Annotated in this window: 15 protein-coding genes; 12 read left to right on the plus strand and 3 right to left on the minus strand. The window is 39.8% G+C overall.

Annotation, left to right across the window (positions count from 1 at the left end):
* Positions 1–194: 194 nt before the first annotated feature.
* The 3 genes from QNH43_RS11730 (at position 195) to QNH43_RS11740 (ending at position 2,617) form a co-directional block, all read left to right on the plus strand.
* Positions 195–1,172 carry a ring-cleaving dioxygenase gene (locus QNH43_RS11730; protein ID WP_283917958.1) on the plus strand — a complete coding sequence of 326 codons (978 nt, stop codon included), beginning with the start codon at positions 195–197 and terminating at the stop codon, positions 1,170–1,172.
* Between the two features lie 110 nt (positions 1,173–1,282).
* A complete protein-coding gene (locus QNH43_RS11735; protein ID WP_283917959.1) occupies positions 1,283–1,882 on the plus strand; it encodes a nitroreductase family protein in 600 nt (199 codons plus the stop codon).
* 144 nt (positions 1,883–2,026) lie between these two features.
* Positions 2,027–2,617, plus strand: a complete 591-nt coding sequence (locus tag QNH43_RS11740) for a TetR/AcrR family transcriptional regulator (RefSeq protein ID WP_283917960.1) — start codon at positions 2,027–2,029, stop codon at positions 2,615–2,617.
* A gap of 183 nt (positions 2,618–2,800) precedes the next feature.
* On the opposite strand, the gene QNH43_RS11745 is transcribed toward QNH43_RS11740, so the two are convergent.
* From QNH43_RS11745 to QNH43_RS11755, 3 genes are all read right to left on the minus strand, one after another.
* Positions 2,801–3,358: an MFS transporter gene (locus QNH43_RS11745; RefSeq protein ID WP_283917961.1), complete on the minus strand. Its 558-nt coding sequence runs from the start codon at positions 3,356–3,358 to the stop codon at positions 2,801–2,803.
* Positions 3,355–4,785 carry an FAD-binding oxidoreductase gene (locus QNH43_RS11750; protein ID WP_283917962.1) on the minus strand — a complete coding sequence of 477 codons (1,431 nt, stop codon included), beginning with the start codon at positions 4,783–4,785 and terminating at the stop codon, positions 3,355–3,357. Before QNH43_RS11750 ends, QNH43_RS11745 begins: the two co-directional genes overlap by 4 nt.
* 132 nt (positions 4,786–4,917) lie before the next feature.
* On the minus strand, positions 4,918–5,523 hold the full coding sequence (locus QNH43_RS11755; RefSeq protein WP_283917963.1) for a TetR/AcrR family transcriptional regulator: 606 nt from the start codon (positions 5,521–5,523) through the stop codon (positions 4,918–4,920).
* A gap of 318 nt (positions 5,524–5,841) precedes the next feature.
* On the opposite strand from QNH43_RS11755, the gene QNH43_RS11760 reads away from it, so the two are divergent.
* From QNH43_RS11760 to solA, 9 genes are all read left to right on the plus strand, one after another.
* Entirely contained in the window at positions 5,842–7,161 is a 1,320-nt protein-coding gene (locus tag QNH43_RS11760) for an MFS transporter (RefSeq protein ID WP_283917964.1), read from the plus strand.
* A gap of 497 nt (positions 7,162–7,658) precedes the next feature.
* Positions 7,659–9,128: a helix-turn-helix transcriptional regulator gene (locus QNH43_RS11765; RefSeq protein WP_283917965.1), complete on the plus strand. Its 1,470-nt coding sequence runs from the start codon at positions 7,659–7,661 to the stop codon at positions 9,126–9,128.
* 421 nt (positions 9,129–9,549) lie between these two features.
* Positions 9,550–11,223 carry a urocanate hydratase gene (gene hutU, locus QNH43_RS11770; protein WP_283917966.1) on the plus strand — a complete coding sequence of 558 codons (1,674 nt, stop codon included), beginning with the start codon at positions 9,550–9,552 and terminating at the stop codon, positions 11,221–11,223.
* A complete protein-coding gene (gene hutI, locus QNH43_RS11775) occupies positions 11,223–12,521 on the plus strand; it encodes an imidazolonepropionase (RefSeq protein ID WP_283917967.1) in 1,299 nt (432 codons plus the stop codon). The genes hutU and hutI overlap by 1 nt, the downstream gene beginning before the upstream one ends.
* 481 nt (positions 12,522–13,002) lie before the next feature.
* Positions 13,003–14,325: an MFS transporter gene (locus QNH43_RS11780; protein WP_283917968.1), complete on the plus strand. Its 1,323-nt coding sequence runs from the start codon at positions 13,003–13,005 to the stop codon at positions 14,323–14,325.
* Positions 14,326–14,636: 311 nt separating this feature from the next.
* Positions 14,637–14,789, plus strand: coding sequence for a hypothetical protein (locus QNH43_RS11785; RefSeq protein ID WP_283917969.1), 153 nt, complete (start codon positions 14,637–14,639; stop codon positions 14,787–14,789).
* Positions 14,790–15,102: 313 nt separating this feature from the next.
* Complete coding sequence (locus QNH43_RS11790; RefSeq protein ID WP_283917970.1) at positions 15,103–16,488, plus strand: MFS transporter; 1,386 nt, start codon at positions 15,103–15,105, stop codon at positions 16,486–16,488.
* A 77-nt stretch (positions 16,489–16,565) separates the two neighbouring features.
* Positions 16,566–18,125, plus strand: coding sequence for a histidine ammonia-lyase (hutH, locus tag QNH43_RS11795; RefSeq protein WP_283917971.1), 1,560 nt, complete (start codon positions 16,566–16,568; stop codon positions 18,123–18,125).
* Positions 18,126–18,220: 95 nt separating this feature from the next.
* Complete coding sequence (gene solA / locus QNH43_RS11800; RefSeq protein ID WP_283917972.1) at positions 18,221–19,351, plus strand: N-methyl-L-tryptophan oxidase; 1,131 nt, start codon at positions 18,221–18,223, stop codon at positions 19,349–19,351.
* Positions 19,352–19,636: the final 285 nt, after the last annotated feature.

The raw sequence follows: 19,636 nt of genomic DNA on the forward strand, positions 1-19,636 counted from the left end.
GAGATAATGTGGTTGACAGCGAATTTTATTCATGTTAAATTATCTTTAAGTAAAGATATATTAATTCAAGATAATAATGAAACCTTATCCAAACCCTATAATGAATAGCCACTCTTCTTGAAGGAAAAATATTGGGGATTAATTCAAAAGCTGAACATCCAAAAATTGAATCGTTTTAATGGGAGGAATAATTTATGAATGGATTAAAAGGTATACACCATGTAACGGCCATAACAAGCAGTGCAGAAAAGAACTATGAATTTTTCACAAATATATTAGGCATGCGTTTAGTCAAGAAAACAGTTAACCAAGATGATATCCAAACCTATCACCTGTTTTTTGCCGACGATGTTGGCGGTCCAGGTACTGACATGACATTCTTTGATTTTCCTGGTATTCCTAAAGGAGTGCATGGGACTAATGAGATTTCAAAAACATCCTTCCGTGTACCGAATGATGCGGCATTGGAGTATTGGGTTAAGCGATTCGACCGTTTGGAAGTAAAGAATACAGGGATCCAGGAACAGTTTGGTAAAAAGAACATTTCATTTGTGGATTTTGATGATCAGCAATATCAATTGATTTCCGATGAAAACAATGAAGGGGTTGCAGCGGGGATTCCTTGGCAAAAAGGACCGATTCCCCTGGAATATGCCATTACAGGATTAGGACCAATTTTCATTCGGATCGCCAACTTCGATTATTTTAAAGAAATGATGGAAAAAGTTCTATTATTCAAAGAAATAGACAAGGAAGGATCTTTTCACCTATTTGAAGTAGGGGAAGGTGGGAATGGTGCACAAGTGATTGTTGAGCATAATTCGATCCTTCCTCAGGCACGGCAGGGTTTTGGGACTGTTCACCATACAGCCTTCCGTGTTGAAGACCGTTCCGTTCTGGAAGAATGGATCAAACGAATGGAAAGCTTCCAATTCCATACGTCCGGTTATGTTGATCGTCACTTTTTTGAGTCGCTTTACGTACGAGTGGCGCCGCAAATATTATTCGAATTTGCCACGGATGGTCCTGGATTTATGGGGGATGAGCCGTATGAAACGCTTGGGGAAAAGTTATCTTTACCACCGTTCTTGGAACCGAAAAGGGATCAAATTGAAAAGTTGGTCCGTCCCATTGATACAGTAAGAAGCACCAAGGAATTCATTAAAGAATAATTGACAACCTTTAGCGAATGATATATTGGTTTATGCCCATACTAAAACAGGTAGAAATAATAAATGGAATAATCATTTGAAATAGAAAAAATGCTCTGGAGGAATGAATCATGACAAAAGATTTTTACACGGCGATTAAAGAGAGACGTTCATATTATGGAATCAATAAAGAGGTCCAAGTTTCGGAAGAGAAAATTAAAGAAATTGTTGAATTTGCGGTAAAACACACGCCATCGGCTTTTAATTCCCAATCTTCCCGCCTTGTTGTTTTGACAGGCTCTGCCCATGATAAATTATGGGATATTACGACGCAGGCTTTAAGGAAGGCGGTTGGTGAGGGGGATTTCTCTGGAACTCAACAAAAAATGGATTCCTTTAAAGCGGGATATGGGTCAATATTATTCTTTGAAGATGAATCTGTTGTGAAATCACTTCAAGAACAATTTGCAACGTATGCCGATAACTTCCCAATCTGGTCACAACAAACATCAGGCATGCATCAATTAGTTGTTTGGACTGCACTTGAATCAGAAGGATTGGGAGCAACTTTACAGCATTATAATCCACTAATTGATGATGATGTGAAAAAAGAATGGGATGTTCCGAGCAATTGGAAATTGATTGCGCAAATGCCATTTGGAAATCCAACAGCTCAACCGGGTGAAAAAGAATTCAAACCACTTGAGGATCGTATAAAATTTTATAAATGAGTGAGATGCTAAATATCTCTACAGAGAGCCAACCCTGATTGGCTCTTTTTTTCGTTGTTCCGCGATATCTTGACAATGACAATGTCATATTATATATTTACGTCAGTCGATACTGACATAAGATTGATGATAGAGGGTATTTAAATGAATGGTAATAGAAAACAAGACACTTCTGATAAAATTATGATCGCTGCTATAGATCTTATGGCAGAAAGAGGATACAATGGCGTATCCACCCAAGAAATAGCTGATGCGGCGGGTTTAAGCGAAAAGACGCTATTTCGCCATTTCGGCAGCAAACAAAACCTTCTTGAAACCGCGTTTGACCGATTTCATTATGCTGAAGAGATGAGAAGCCTTTTTGAGGGGAAACTCGTTTTTGATTTGTCTCAGGATTTGCTTCTGATCAGTCGAAAGTATCATGAAATTATGAACCATAACCGAAAGCTGATTCAAATCGGAATGAAAGAGCAAGTTAATTTGCCTGGTTTACACGAAAAAATGCAAAAGCATCCTCAACAATTATTGATGATCTTATCCAATTATTTAAGGGGAATGTCGGAAAAAGGAAAAGTCATTCGGTCCAATCCTGAATCGCAAGCCTTATCATTTATGATGATGCATTTTGGTGCTTATATGAACGAGATAGAAACCATCGCAGACTTTCCAAGCATATCATTGGATGATTTTATCAAAGAGAGTGTCACCATATTCACTAGGGCTTTAACCCCTTAATATATTTTTAAGACATTCCTATATTAAAATCATTTTCCAAGTGCTTTTCCAAAAAAGCAGGAGAATTCACAAAGGCTGGCCAAACTATATAAAAAACAAAGCAACAGGCAATCTTTTAGTTAAGAGAGCCTGTTGCTTTGCTGTTACCTGTCTTTGCAAAAGAAGGCTGGCGTGTTTTTACATTCATTCATCCAACGGCTGTGGTGTGATTTTTTCCATCTTCATTATAATGAATCCACTCCAGGCAAACATTAAGGAAGCAATGTAAAAGATGCTGCCGATCGTTAAAAAGTCGACTAAATATCCGGTTGCAATCACCGCAGCTGCAGCACCGATGGATGTCCAAACATGGTAGTTTCCAATTTCCTCACCCGCCGTTTTCTTCGTAACATACCTTGCAAGTACAGTTTTTTCTGTGTTTTTTTGTACTGCCCCTAGTACCCCCATAATGATTTGCAGGAGATAGACATGCCAAATTTCATATGCGAGAGGAAAGGCAAGAAGGATTAGTGCCATCCCCCATGAATAGAAAAGGAGAAATGCTTTGTCACCTGCTTTGTCAGTGAATTTTCCGATTAAAGGATAGCTTAGTGCTGCAGTCAATGAGAATATTCCATAAGCCCACCCGAATTGCGAATAACTGGTGCCTACATTTTTGATTAACAAAATATAAAAAGGGAAAATCATGCTGGCAGCCATTCCAACAGTGCCTTGGTAAAAAACAAAACGGTTATAATTCATGAATGATACTCCTCATAGAAAAGATTCATGAAGCGATTATCAGGATCATATTTCTTCTTTAATTGAAAGAATTCCTCAGTACGCGGATACGCTTCAAATAATTGTGTCTTGGTTGGATACCCATAATAGGGCAAATAGTAGCTACCGTTATGGTCAAGCGTCACATCAATCATGTTTCGGATGACCCTTCCGGTGTTTGCCTTACTTTCGTCATCAGTCCCTTGATTGATGAGCATTACAAGAGCGAACATATCATCCTTGGCATAGGACATGAGTGATTCATCATTATGCTCCACATAACGTATTGTAATATTTAATAAGTTAAAATCTTTTTCATCAGATAAGGTTTTTCTTAAATCATCGATATAATCAGCAAATTGATCAATCGGAACGAAGTATTCTTGCAGTACTTCAGTTTTGGTGGGGTTGCTGTAATCCATAAAGGCTGAGTCCGACCGCATCACATTATTCCTCGAAACCAAGTTACCATCAATATTGGCCGTGTAGGTTTTTTGAGTTTCCCAAAACTTTTCTTTACCCCAGTCATTATAACGTGAGAGTCCAAGAAAGAATTTAGGCACGGCAATGATCGTTTCCCGTTTGAGAGTATTGTAGTTAGATAGCTGTGTTTGGTCATTTGCTCTATGATAATCAGTTACATACATTTCATCAAAATAGGAGCCAGGAGCCACAGATATTCTTGCAAGATGCATTTTAACATCATCGTTTTGAAGAACTTCTCTTTTAAAGTACGAAGTATATTCATCATAATGGAGTGATTTGGTTTTAATTTTATAAAGTTCGTCATCGGTAAGGTGGAGTGTTACATCGAGTATTACTCCAAACAAACCATACCCGCCAATAACCGAATGGAAGAGCTCAGAATTTTCTTCGCGGCTCACTGTTAGGATTTGGCCTTTTGCGTTAAGCAACCTAAAAGATTCCACGGTTTCTATCAAGGCATGATGACGGATATCGCGGCCATGGACATTAACGCTCAATGAACCGCCAATGGTAAAAATGTTTTGAGATTGACTGACCTTCAGTGCAAGTCCATATGGGTTGATATATTCCTGAAGAGCAGCCCAGGTTGCTCCGCTTTGGACCGTGATGAGTTTTTCTTTTACATCTAAATCAAGTATTTTATCATGGTGCTTCATATCGAGCAGGATCCCATTTGGATATAATGTCTGACCTCCTTGGCTATGTTGCATACCGGCAATGGAAATGGGATCATCGTTTTTTTTGGCATCCAAAACGACCATTTTGATTGCTTCTTCACTATCTTCTGCCTTTATCGCTTTCATTTTAACTGGCATCAGACGGCTGATATCTTCTGCAATAGGGTGGTCAAGCTTGAAATTAAAAGCCTGCAGTGATAATCCAAATAATAGTGTATATAGGATGATAAAGAAAAATTGTTTCATGATATCTAGCTTTCGACTCCTCGTTTAATATGCCTGACACTCATTTGAATAATGAAAATGTATGAACTTATAGATTAATGGAGTTACCCTGACCATTCAGTGTGATTGAAAACGAATCCTTTGATTTATGTATTAGTTCTTCGTTTTCAGCCCATCAATGATTGTTTTGGTTAGCGGTATGGATAGCGATTCCAAGCTTTGTTCTGAGTTGTTTAATCCCCAATGATAGATGATTCCCATCAGGCTTTGGGTGATAAGTTGTGAAATTTCGTTAACTGATTGATCAGTGCCAATGGCGTTTTGTTCTTTCGCCTCTTCAACTAATGAACGAATAATTTGGAAGAGTGAGCGATTCGAATTTAAAAAATAAGTATGTTCTTTTGAATCTAAAGCGGAACTGTAAATCACTTTCATTAAATCTTTGCCCATTTCTTCTTCCAGAAAACGCATCAATTTGCGTATGAAAATAAACAATTTCTCGGTAGCGTCCATATCGACTGGGAACGAACGGAAGACTTCGCGATAGTAATCATCGACTTCTATGAATCTCGCTAAAAAAATGTCCGATTTCGCTGAAAAGTGTTGGTAAAATGACCCTTTTGATGTGCCGCTTTTTTTCACGATCTCGTCAACGGTAACTTTATCATAACCTTTTTCGCTAAATAGCTTTAAAGATATTTTTAAAATTTTTTCACGAGTCTTTTCTCCCCTAAGCTGTTTCTTTCTGGGTTCAATCATAAAAAACCTCCAAATGATAATTGACAGAATATTCCTTCTTAGTTTAATATCAGACTACAGTCTAGTTAACTGATTGGTGGTCTATTTAATCTAACGTAGATCATCAATAATCACAACGCTTTCTTAATTTCATTTTGTATATTTAGAAAGCGCTTACAAAAATGTTGTTGGATTCAGTAAATGTAAATGGAGGGAAGTGGTATCAGGATAAGTTGTTGGTCCTATGAATGAACCAGAGTGTCGGGAAACAGGAGAAGAGATGTGCGGTAAACGAATTATTTTTTGGGAAATTGTAGCATGAAAAGGGAGGAAATAATCATGAATCATTCCATTGGCGAAATAGAGAAAAGAACGATCGGTAAAACGATGAAACGTATTCTTCCATTTATCTTGCTCCTATACATCATTGCTTACTTGGACAGGGTCAATTTAGGCTATGCTGCTTTACAAATGAATGCAGAATTAGCCTTATCCGCTGAAGTTTTTGGATTGCTATCCGGCATTTTTTTTATAGGCTATTTCTTCTTTGAAGTTCCAAGCAACATGATCATGCATAAAGTGGGAGCTCGGATATGGATTGCCCGTATAATGATTTCGTGGGGACTCGTGGTAATATTGACAGGTTTTGCGCAAACAACGATGCATTTATATATTCTCCGTTTTTTATTAGGTGTCGCCGAGGCTGGTTTTTTCCCAGGTATAATTTTGTATTTAACTTATTGGTTCAGGGCCCGCGAAAGAGGAAGGGCAACAGCGGTTTTGCTTTTAGCCCTACCGATTGGCGGATTGATTGGTGCACCTGTGTCGACATGGATTCTTGACAATATTTCCTGGTTCGGTATGGCAGGCTGGAGATGGATGTTCATCCTTGAAGGCATTCCGGCCATTATGATCGGAATTGTTGTTGTTTTCTATTTAACTAATAGACCGACCAACGCTAAATGGTTATCTAAGGAAGAAAGTGAATGGTTAGAAGGGGAATTGAGTGCGGAAAGAAAGGTTAGTTCGAAAATAAATAAAGTCACTAAGCTTGATATGCTGAAAGATTTGAAAATCTGGAAGTTGGCCCTTTTTTATTTCGCAGGTTACACATCTATCTATGGATTGTCATTCTGGATGCCAACCATTATAAAATCTTTATCGGAAAATGCAACAACCAATTTAGAAATTGGCTGGTTAGCGATGATTCCATCATTAGTCGGAATACCTGCCATTATGTTTGTAGGCTGGAATTCAGATCGGACCAATGAACATAAATCACATTTGCTCGTTTGCCTCATGATAGCAGTTGTCGGATTTATCGGGTGCGGCTTTTCCGATAGTGTCTTTATGATGGTACTTATGTTAACAATCACATCTTTCGGGTTATACGGGTTCAGTGGATGTTTCTTTGCCTATATGACATTTTTCTTCACTGAGTCCACTGCGCCAGTTGGAATAGCCATAGTCAATTCATTTGCAGCTTTAGGCGGTTTTGTAGGACCGATGATTCTCGGAACTGTTGCATTTACTCAAGGGATGTTTATTTTATCCGGATTACTTATGATAGGAGTCATCACCCTATTATCATTAAAATTGACAAGTGCTTCAAATGAAAACATCGTAGAAGAAGTTGAAGTCAATATCAATCAATTATAAAGGTTCTAAATGTATTGAAGATTAAAAGTGACAATAATAGAAACATCATTGGAAATCATAACGTTTCAATGATGTTTCTTTTTATATTGGATTTCAGGTTGATTGGAGCGCAAGTGCGAGACTCCTGCGGGAGCAGCGGGACAGGTGAGACCCCACAGGCGCTTACGCCGAGGAGGCTCACCGCCCGCCCCGCGGAAAGCGAGCATCTGGAGGGGAAATCAACCACACCGCTTTACTTGGTAAATAGCAACAAAGTATGCGAAAACAGCCTTATATTTTCATATAGGAAATCCATATTGGGATGAAAATACCGGTTAAGCATGTCAAAATCCAATCTAAATCGAAGGTTCTGCCCAATAAGACTTGTTTGTGGTTTTCGGCGGGATTAGAATGGAGATGAGATACAAGTGCTTTTGAAAGACAAGATTCCTTTTCTTAACAAGTACTGACTTCATATTTATTCATTACAGGAATAACAGCAGAAATGAGGTGATGATGTGGAAATTCATTTGGTGGCGAAAGATGAGATTGAGGCTCAAGGAATTCGTTGGATAGTGGAGTCCCACCTAACGGGAGTTAGACTGATCTTTTGGAAAACGATTGAAGAATTTGATAAGGGCATACGCAATCAGCATCCTGAATTCGTTATTTTGGATATGGATATTTGGACGGATGAAAGTGAGGCGATGGGTGTTTCGTTAAAGCGGAAGGGAATACGATGGTTAGGCATATCATCTGAGCGAATCTTTCAAACGGCTTATCGAGCCTTACGTTTTCGTGCTGAAGATGTTTTATTCCGCCCTTTTTCTTCGGCGGATTTGGTAAAACATATCCAACAATTGCGTTTTCAATTGAGAAATGGTCCAGGGCTTCTTTCGACAAACACCATGGATGGTGGGAATGCTCTGGATATTGGATATCCGGATTTTTTCTTGACAGACCGGAGGCATGAAAGCCGAATAACCATGGTCGCTTTTTTGACACCTGATAACAAGACCCTTCCTTTGGTTTATGATGAACTGCAACGATATTCTTTTACTGGGAAGAATCAAATCTTCGCTTTATCGGATTTTATTTTATGTGTCCAGGAACCGAAGGAAAATGAGGTATATAAGGAAGAGTACCAAGCGTTCCTTGCCCACTGGAAAGAAAGAATGGATGAGCCCCTTGCCATCATAATAAAAGCGGCAACTTCAGATGAATCTTTAAAAAGGATGTATCAGCAAACACGTGAATTTACGAGACAAATCTTTTTCGATGGATACGATATCATTTTAGCCGAAAGTCAACAGACTTCGCCTCGAGAGATGGATCCATTCCTCACTCCCCTTGAACAAAGACTTTGGATAGAAATGCTCGAAAGGCGGGATGCAAAAGCCATCAGGAACTGGATTGAGCGTGAATTCCTTACTTTTGAACGACCATACCCCGACCCGGAAATTGTTCGTATCCGCCTTACAAGCGTACTCGCACAGATTCGTAGGCATATGAAATCATACGACTTGCAAAATGCTTCTCTAGAAGCAATATACTATGATGTATTTCAGCAAATTGTACATAAACCTGTCATCCATCAAATAGTAAAGGAGCTGCATGCGTTCACTACCCATATGCTTCTGCAAGATCATGGACAATTACAGGAAGGGGCACGCACACTTAGCGAAAAAGCAAGGGAGCTGATCGAGTCCAACTATTGGGACGCCCAGTGGAATCTAGCGAGTTGTGCAGATACTCTGCGTATCAATAAAAGCACACTCAGCCGTCGTTTTGCAGCTGAATCCGGCGAGTCTTTTCGAAATACTCTGCATCAAGTTCGAATTAGGGAAGCTAAACGTTTATTAAAGGAAACGGATTTATCACTGGAGGAAATCTCACAATTAGCCGGTTATTCACATCAAACTTATTTCAATGCCAAATTCAAACTGCTTGAAGGTTGTACACCATCAGCATATCGGTCTGGATTATAAAAAAGGACGATTCAATAAATGAATCGTCCTTTTTTATTTAGGCTCTTTTCCTAAAGATTGTTGTTTTTAAAACGAAACGATTTAAGGTTGATTGGAGCGGAAGTGCGAAACTCCTGCGGGAGCAGCGGGACAGGTGAGGCCCCACAGGCGTTCACGCCGAGGAGGCTCACCGCCCGCCCCGCGGAAAGCGAGCATCTGGAGGGGAAATCAACCACACCGCATTACTTGGTAAATAGCAACAAGTATGTGAAAACAACCTTTATTTATTTCATAACAATGTAATTCGTGAAATTAATCATAAAATAATAAAGTTAACTACAAAAATGTAAAATAAATTATAAAATAATCATTAAACTATAATTAATTATTCTGAATTTTTCTTATAGAATGAATATATAACAAAAACAAGGGGGAAATGAAAATGAACACGATTACAAACAAGGTTATCCGTTATACTGGAACAGAATTGCATACTAAAGGATGGCAACAAGAAGCAGTGCTTAGAATGCTTATGAATAATTTGGATCCTGAAGTTGCTGAACGTCCAGAAGATTTGGTGGTATACGGAGGGATTGGGAAAGCAGCTCGTAACTGGGAATGCTTTGATGCAATCGTCAAATCACTAAAAGAGCTTGAAGAAGATGAAACTTTACTTGTCCAATCAGGGAAACCGGTGGCCATTTTTAAAACGCATTCGGATGCACCACGTGTCCTGCTTGCAAATTCAAATATCGTGCCTGCATACGCGAACTGGGAAACATTCCATGAACTTGATAAAAAAGGATTGATGATGTATGGGCAGATGACAGCAGGCAGCTGGATATATATCGGATCTCAAGGGATCGTACAAGGTACATACGAGACCTTTGCGGAGCTTGCAAAACAACATTTCAATAACTCGTTAAAAGGCACCATTACACTAACGGCAGGTTTAGGCGGAATGGGAGGGGCACAGCCGCTTGCAGTTACGATGAACGGTGGTGTCTGTATCGGGATCGATGTAGATGAGACGAGAATTGACAGGAGGATTGAGACTCGTTATACCGATGTGAAAACGGATTCATTGGATGAAGCCATTCGTTTAGCCAATGAAGCTAAACTTGCAGGGAAAGCATTATCGATTGGTTTGATTGGGAATGCTTCAGATATTCTACCGGAAATGATCGCAAGGAACTTCATCCCTGATGTCTTGACGGATCAGACTTCGGCCCATGATCCGCTAAATGGATATACTCCTTCAGGCCTGTCAATGGTGGAAGCGGCAGAATTACGAAATTCGGATCCAGAAAAGTATATTGAACTCTCTAAAGCTTCAATGGCCAAACATGTTAGAGCGATGCTTGAAATGATGGAAAAAGGAGCCGTGACGTTTGATTATGGCAACAATATCCGTCAAGTTGCGAAAGATGAAGGGGTAGAGAATGCTTTTGACTTCCCGGGATTCGTTCCAGCTTATATCCGTCCACAATTTTGTGAAGGTAAAGGTCCATTCCGCTGGGTTGCTTTATCTGGGGATCCAGAAGATATTTATAAAACAGACCAAGCCATTTTACGCGAATTCGCTGATAATGAACATTTATGTAACTGGATCAGAATGGCTCAAGAAAAAATTCAGTTCCAAGGTCTGCCTTCCCGCATATGCTGGCTTGGTTATGGGGAGCGCGCCCGTTTTGGTAAAATCCTCAATGATATGGTTGCAAGCGGTGAATTGAAGGCCCCGATTGTGATTGGGCGTGACCATTTGGATTCTGGCTCTGTCGCTTCGCCGAATCGTGAAACGGAAGCAATGAAGGATGGTTCCGATGTTGTGGCTGACTGGCCGATCTTAAATGCAATGGTGAATGCTGTGGGCGGTGCAACTTGGGTTTCAGTACATCATGGCGGCGGCGTAGGAATGGGTTACTCCATGCATGCAGGCGTTGTAATTGTGGCAGACGGCACAAAAGAAGCAGCAGCCAGGATTGAGCGAGTGTTGACAACTGACCCTGGGATGGGTGTAGTGCGTCATGTTGACGCAGGATATGAACTGGCAGAGGAAACAGCACGTGAAAGAGGTATTAATATCCCGATGCTTGATAAAGGAATTGATAAATAATGACAAAACCAATTTGGATAAAACATGCCGCTCAACTTGCAACCCTTACCTCTGATAGGAAAGGTCCTCGTTCCAAAGAGGCAATGTCAGAGCTTGGGTTGATTGAAGATGGAAGTATATGGATGGAATCTGGTTTGATCCAAGCGGTCGGTACGACCAAAGAATTGGAAGAACTCTATGCAGATAGAATGCATGAAGCTGAAGTCTTTGATGCAACTGGTCATTTGGTGACACCTGGGCTAGTTGACCCACATACGCATGTTGTATATGGCGGGAGTCGGGAACGTGAATTTGAAATGCGTCTGGAAGGCGCAACATATATGGACATTATGAACGCAGGTGGGGGCATTCATGCTACCACCCGCATGACAAGGGAAGCAAGTGAAGAAGAATTGATGGAGCAAACCATGCGACGACTTGATTCGTTTCTCGCTCATGGTGTGACTACAGTAGAAGGTAAAAGCGGTTATGGAATGAATTTGGAAACCGAATTGAAACAGTTGCGGGTGATGAAGAAGTTACAGGAAGATCATCCGATTGATCTGGTTCCTACTTTTATGGGTGCCCATGCGGTTCCAAAGGATTACAAAGGCCGTGAGGATGAATTTGTCGATCATCTGATTAATGATATGCTTCCAATCGTCTCAGAAGAAAAGCTTGCAGAATTCAATGATGTCTTTTGTGAAAAGGGGGTTTTTACCCCTGAACAATCAGAGCGGATTTTAAATGCGGGGAAAAAGTACGGCTTGATCCCTAAAATTCATGCTGATGAAATTGAGCCATACGGTGGAGCTGAATTAGCTGCGAAGATAGGAGCCATTTCAGCTGAGCATTTGTTAAAAGCTTCCGATGAGGGGATTACTGCTATGGCGAAATCAGGCACCATTGCCTGTTTGCTTCCAGCTACCGCCTTGTATTTACGAGAAGAAGCGGCCCCTGGACGACGAATGGTTGATGAAGGTGTGGCTGTTGCCATTTCGACCGATTGCAATCCCGGATCTTCGCCGACGACATCCATGCCGCTTGTCATGAACCTGGCATGCATTTCGATGCGGCTTACCCCTGCAGAAGCTCTGACGGCGGCGACATACAATGCTGCTTGTGCAATCAACAGGCAAGAAAGGGTCGGATCGCTTGAAGTCGGAAAACAAGCGGATGTCGTTTTATGGAATGTTGAAAACTATCAGGAGTTGCAATATTTATTTGGAGTCAATCACGTTAAGTCTGTTTGGAAAAATGGTGTGCAAGTAGTGAATGATAAAGTGAAGACTGATTCCAAAAGCCTGACTGGTCTATAAAATTCACTAAAAGAAGAGAGGCTATACCCATCGACCCATCATTAGGTTGACCGGATCTCTCATGAAACGCCCATATAATGAACTTCTATCTATGTATCAGGAGCCTCTTTATATCCGCTGGAATTTTGGCGGATGTAAAAAGGCTTTGATACGTACAACCTGATCTAACAGTATTCCAAGTTGTCAAAGCAAGAAATGTATCTGATATTTCAGTTGCACTGGTATTTATGCTTCTACCTATGGTGGATTGCCTGCTGATGGGTTTTTTAAAATTTTACTAGAATTTGGCCAGTATCCGATTGTCATGCAAATTGATTTTTTCTGTCTTGATCAGAGCTTCTCTATGGGGGGTGAAACAGTCAAGACCAGGGTATTCATGGCGGTATAATGCAGACTAGATTTAGGGTTTTAAGATAACTGTTTTTATGTTTTAAAATCAGTCAGTATTGCTGCTCTCTAACAAACATCAAGGAGTGATTACATGTTGAGAAATAACTATCGTTATTTTATCATTTTTATGATCATTGTTATTACAATCATAAATTATATTGATAGAGGTGCACTTTCATATGCCCAAGCTGAAATAATCAAGGAGTTCAATTTAGATCCAGTAAGTTGGGGGGCGATCCTGGGGTATTTTGGATATGGATATATATTCGGTGCACTATTTGGTGGGGCTTTAGCAGATAAGAAAGGTCCTAAATTCATGTGGATCATTGCCGGAACGACATGGTCTTTTTTTGAAATTGGGACAATATTCGCAGGTCACATAGGTGCAGCATTATTTGGAGGCTCTGCCTTGGCAGGATTTGCGGTGTTTCGTGTATTATTTGGTTTAGCTGAGGGACCTACATTATCAACGATGAACAAAACGATGGCAAACTGGGTATCTCCTAAAGAAAAAGGGTTTGCTGTAGCGCTTGGATTAGTTGGAACGCCAATTGGAGCATTAATTACTGCACCCGTCGTAGTAGGTCTTCTAACATACACTAACTGGAAAGTAACATTTGTTATTCTCGGTATATTAGGCTTTATTTGGGTAGCAATTTGGAACAAGGTATTTACAAACTTACCTGAAGATCATCCAAGAGTCTCGAAAACCGAGCTAGAAGAAATTCGAAGTGCAGATATTTTAATAAAAGGTGAGACGAAATTAGACGAACAAATAAATGTACCATGGTACCATTTTTTTAAAAACCCTACGTTAGTATTTAATGCAATTGGATATTTTGCCTTTTTATATGTAAATATTTTATTACTTACATGGACACCCAAATATTTGCAAGATGAATTTAATTATTCACTTTCTTCTCTTTCATATATTGGCATGATTCCCTGGGTAGGAGCTATTATCACTGGATTATTAGGTGGTAAAATCTCGGATATATTACGTAGAAAAACAGGGAATTTACGTATTGCCAGATCTTGGTTCACAGTAGTCTCCTTATTTTGTACAGCTGTATGTTTTATGTTGATTCCGACTGTCGATAGTGCGGCGGCCGTACTTGCTTTAATGTGTATAGGAAATGCCTTTAATTATTTACCGAATTCCATTTATTGGATCGTGGTTCTGGATACAGAACCGAATAAAGCTGGAACATTTGGCGGGGTAACTCATTTCATTGCCAATCTGGCTACCATTATTGCCCCTACCTTGACAGGAAGTCTTGTCGCCATATATGGATATAATGCCATGTTTATTGCAGCATCAATAGCCGTCACGATTGGCATGATAGCCATGGTTTTCGTGAAGCCTGGCAAGCAAGGAAACTCATCGGAAACCACCAATAATATGGTTAGCTAAGATAAGGCATAAATGGATTTATATTGATTACGGATTATGTATTTCACTTTCAGAAGAAATTTACAAGAGGAGCATCCGATGCCTGAATCGCCTTTAAGAATCACTAAAAAAGATAAGGGCTTGATCTTCCATTTCACCAGATGAATTAGGCTTTTAGAAGTATTTATCCACATGTAATGGTGTTGAATAGTAGGATGGTGTTTTATCATCCTACCCATTGGCAGCGTTCAATGCTTTACTGCTTTACAGTGAAATTAAATGAAAGCGTTTCAGGAAATCGGGAAATTAATCTTCCATGTGGAGGGAATTTTATGTGGGTAATCACTATCCATTCGAAAAATGGCATAAAAATGTTTGAGTTTACCACAGAAAAGGAAGCTAGGGATAAACTTGAGGGAATAGAAGGCTGTAAAATCCTTAGTGAAGTCATTTATTTCAATGATAAACAATTGATCGAATCCTAAAACTATATGTTCCATAATGAAATAGAAATTAAATAGTATAATGGTTGAAATAAATCATAAAAAGATTACTATTTCATAATATTCTTTGCTGAATTTTAGTACTAGTCTCAACCATAAAATGAAAACTACCTGTAAGTGCTAGTTGTCTAACATGCATGCAGATGTACATTCCTTGTTGGGAAGGTCAGTAAAATGTCATCATTTAGTGTGTACTGAAATCCATTCATATAATTTCAGGTTCAATACCGGAGTATGGCAGTAAAATTTTTTTCGATCCATAAATCTGATAAATCAAAAAAATGGAGGGAATTCTTTGAACGAACAAAAATACACTATTGACGATGCCCCATTTAACAAGTTTCATTTTCGAATTGCAGGACTTACATTCGGTTCAAGCTTCTGTGATGGCTATTCACTTGGGATCATCGCGATGGCCCTTACAGTATTCGGGCCTCAAATGAATATGAATGCGATGTGGACAGGACTGATCGGCAGTTCTGCTTTAATCGGTCTCTTTGCAGGATCTTTAATACTTGGAAGACTTTCCGATCGTGTAGGCAGACAGAAAATCTTTCTCGTAAACTTTTTACTTATTACGGTAGCTACTATTTTACAATTTTTTGTCAGCAGTCCAGAACAGCTTTTTATTTTACGGTTGCTAATCGGTTTTGGACTTGGAGGAGATTACGCTGTCGGTACTACTTTACTCGCCGAGTTTTCACCAAAAAAGTATCGCTCCTCGCTCCTCGCGTCCATAAACGTAGTATGGACGCTTGGATATGTAGCATCAAACTTTGTTGGTCATTACCTGGGACAGGGTGGTTCAGACTCATGGCGTTGGATGCTTGTCAGTGCTGCCATTCCAGCTATAGTGGTTTTAATCTTAAGAATAGGAACGCCCGAATCACCAAGATGGCTTGTCAGCATGGGACGTGTCGAAGAAGCTCGCCAGATTGTAAAAAAACACCTTGGACCGAACGTTGAAATGGGAGAAATGACGGCTGGCACTGAAAACCAAAAGACTTTAGGGTTTCGTGGACTTTTCAGTAAAAAGCTTCGTAAGCGCATGGCTTTTGGTGGAATATTCAAATTAACTCTTGTTATTCCGTACTTTGCTATTTATACTTTCCTGCCGTCCATACTAAGTACAATGGGTTTTGAACAAAACTTTTTTGCCGATACGATGCTGAATCTATTCTTGCTTGTTGGGGCAATTGTTGGTCTTTGGTTGCTTGCAAAATTTTCTCGTAGAGGATTTACCATCGGGGCATTTACAATCCTTACAGTTTCATTGTTTTCACTCAGCTTCTTACACAATAGTTCTCAATTCTTAATGTTGATTGCCTTTTTGATCTTTACTTTTTTCATGTCGGCAGCATCGAACCTTACATTAGTATACCCAGCCGAGCTTTTTCCAACTGAGATTCGTGGATCGGGAATAGGTATGGTTACGGCAATTAGTCGAATTGGTTCTGCGATTGGAACATTTCTGCTGCCTGTTTCTTTAAGTTCATTTGGATTAAGTGCCTCAATGGCAGGAATGGCAGCCATTCTGCTGGTCGGATTGATCGTATCGATCGCTTGGGCACCTGAGACAAAATCGCTTTCCCTTAATGATGCCAGTAATCCTTTACTTGAAGCGGGGCACCTTCCGAAGGAAACCGATATTCCCTTTACAAAAAATGAAAAAATAACATAAGATTAAAAGCAATAAATGAGAAGGACCAAAACTTTTTTCTCCTTCTTGATGAGTCATATGAGAGGAGATGTGTAAGGATGACAACTACAGTTTGTTCACATCCTATGGATATTAAAGAGGTGGCACTAGGGGATGGCGCCATCTCGATCCAAGAGGTAATTGCGGTTGCAAGATATGGTGCAAAAGTTACTTTCACTGAGACATATTGTGAAAGGGTAAATAAATCGCGAAACTTAATAGAAAAGTTTTTAGATGATAATAGATTGATTTACGGTGTAACGACTGGTTTTGGCAGTAATATGACAGAAGTGATTTCTCCACAGGACGCAGAAACCCTTCAACGGAATATTGTTCGTTCACATGCTGTTTCAGTAGGGGAAACCCTTGAAAAAGAAGTCGTTAGAGCCATTCAATTGATGATCCTTGTGAATTTGGGCCAGGGTTATTCAGGAGTCCGTTTACAAGTTTTAAAGCTGATCGCTTCACTGTTAAATCACGATATACTTCCCTATGTTCCAGGTGAGGGGTCTGTGGGGTATCTGTCTCCTGAAGCGCACATGTCCTTATTGGTGATCGGGGAGGGGCAAGCGTGGTACAACGATGAGCTTCTCCCGGGAAAGGATGCGTTAGCGCAATCTGGATTGAAGCCAGTTACGCTTGGGTGTAAAGAAGGACTGGCTCTTATAAGCGGAACTCCTTCCGTCACTGCGATGGCCGTTCTGGCTTTATACAATAGCATGCAAGCAGCGAAAACCGCGGACATTACGGGAGCTATTTCCTTAGAAGTGCTAAAAGGGACAATAAAAGCATTTGATCCCCGTCCCCATGGATTGAAAAAACATGAGGAACAGGCAAAGACAGCCAGAAATGTAACAAGGATTCTTGAAGGTAGCCAGATCATTGATACATACAAGGATCATAGATTACAAGATGCACTTAGTTTACGATGCATTCCACAAGCCCATGGAGCGATAAAAAGAGTATTGAAAGACGCTGCAGTTTCGATTGAGAATGAAATGAATTCCGTAAGTGACAATCCTCTGATCTTTCCGGAAGAGGAAGATGGAATGGCACTAATGGCTGGAAATTTTGATGGTTCATTTGTTGGGATATACGCGGATGCGATGTCCATAGCGCTAGCAAACTTAGCAAAAATAACAGAACGCAGAATTGATCGGCTTGTAAACCATCACCTTAGTGAATTACCTAATTTCTTAGTGGTTAACCCAGGGTTAAATAGTGGCTACATGATTCCACAATATACAGCTGCCGGGCTACTAAACGAAATCAGGGTGCTCTCGCATCCAGCCACTATAGATAATATCCCTACATGCGCAAATCAAGAAGACGTGATAAGTTTTGCCTATTTCGCTTCGAAGAAAGCGTATCGGATTTCGAAGAAACTTGAATATATTTTAGCCATTGAACTGATGACGGCAACGCAAGCAATGGATTTTCATCTGCCATTGAAACCGTCACCGGTCACGGAGGGGGTATATCAGTTAGTTAGGAGCGAAGTCCCGATGGTTGAAGAAGATCGCTTTTTCCATCCTGACATTGAAGCGGTTTATCGGCAAATTCATGAAGGAGAAATAGTGAAGCTCGTTGAAATGAAAATCGGGGAAATAGAGTTCTAAAAACCATGTGGAAGCTGTTTTACTTTATTTTATAAGGTAAAGTGGCTTCCTTTTTTTAAAATGAAGGTTCATATTTAAAAGAGGAGGGATGTAAGATGCACTATGATGTAATTGTAATTGGAGCTGGATCTATGGGAATGTCTTCAGGTTATTACCTTTCAAAAAAAGGACAAAAAGTATTATTATTGGATTCCTTTGCTCCTCCTCATAATAAGGGCAGCCATCACGGGGAAACAAGAATTATTAGACATGCTTATGGTGAAGGAAGGGAGTATGTTTCGTTGGCACTTAAAGCCCAAAAGCTATGGGGTGACTTGGAAAGAAATTCGGGGGAACAATTATTTCTTCCAACGGGGGTCCTGAATGCTGGAAGCGAAAATTCCACTTTCATTAATCAAGTGAAAGTGGGGGCAAAGGAATATGGTTTACCTATGGAAATCTTGGATTCACATGAAATTCATGATAGATGGCCTGGTATAACACTGCCAGAAGATTACATTGGGTGCTATGAATCGACTTCGGGCGTGTTGAAAAGTGAAGAGTGCATAAGAGCGTATCAACAACTCGCGAATTCTAATGGTGCCGACATCATTGTAAACAGTGAAGTAAGGAACATAGTAGTTCATGGTGATGGGGTCACGGTTATAACGGATGAACAGTCATTCCACTCAGAATCTTTAGTGGTTGCAGTTGGGGCATGGGCCCCGAAAATACTGGCGATGTTAGATTTAAATCTGCCGCTAGAACCCATTAGAAAAACATTTGCTTGGTTTCATGCAAATGAAAAATTATATAATCATAATGATTTTCCGGCTTTTTCTTTTGATACTTCAGTTGGTACATACTATGGCTTTCCTAGTATAAATGGTTCCGGATTGAAAATAGGGAGACATGATGGAGGAAACCTTATAAATCCTGATGGCTGTATTGAAGGGTTTGGTGATTTGGATGATGATGAGGGTGATTTGGTGAAGTTTTTACGGAAATATATGCCTGCCGATCAAAAAATGAAATATGGGAAAACTTGCATCTACACCATGACCCCTGATGAGCATTTCATAGTGGATAAACATCCTCATTATCCACACATTGCTATAGCAGCGGGTTTCTCTGGACACGGTTTTAAATTCAGCAGTGTCATGGGTGAAATTTTGAGTGACTTGATTATCTCCGGTACTAGCCAGGAAGATATTTCATTGTTTTCGATTAATCGATTCAATAATTGAATGTCATAATATTTTAATGCTCTAATCATGGCCGTTGCTTTCTTCCAAAGGAAACAACGGTTCTTTTTATTGCTTATATTTATTAAGGGCTTTTCTTGAATCCAACTTTAATGTCAGGTTATCTAACAAAGTATTGTCGAAATAATTAGAATATGATAGAATGAGAATATTCCGAAATACGAAACTGGAATTCCGAATTTCGGAACTTATAGTGATGAGTGAATGAAAGAGTACCTACATATTCATATGGATTATTTACTGAAATTTTCGTTAATAAAGGAGAGG

The organism is Peribacillus simplex (genome assembly GCF_030123325.1).
In the GTDB taxonomy this organism is placed as follows: domain Bacteria; phylum Bacillota; class Bacilli; order Bacillales; family DSM-1321; genus Peribacillus; species Peribacillus simplex_D.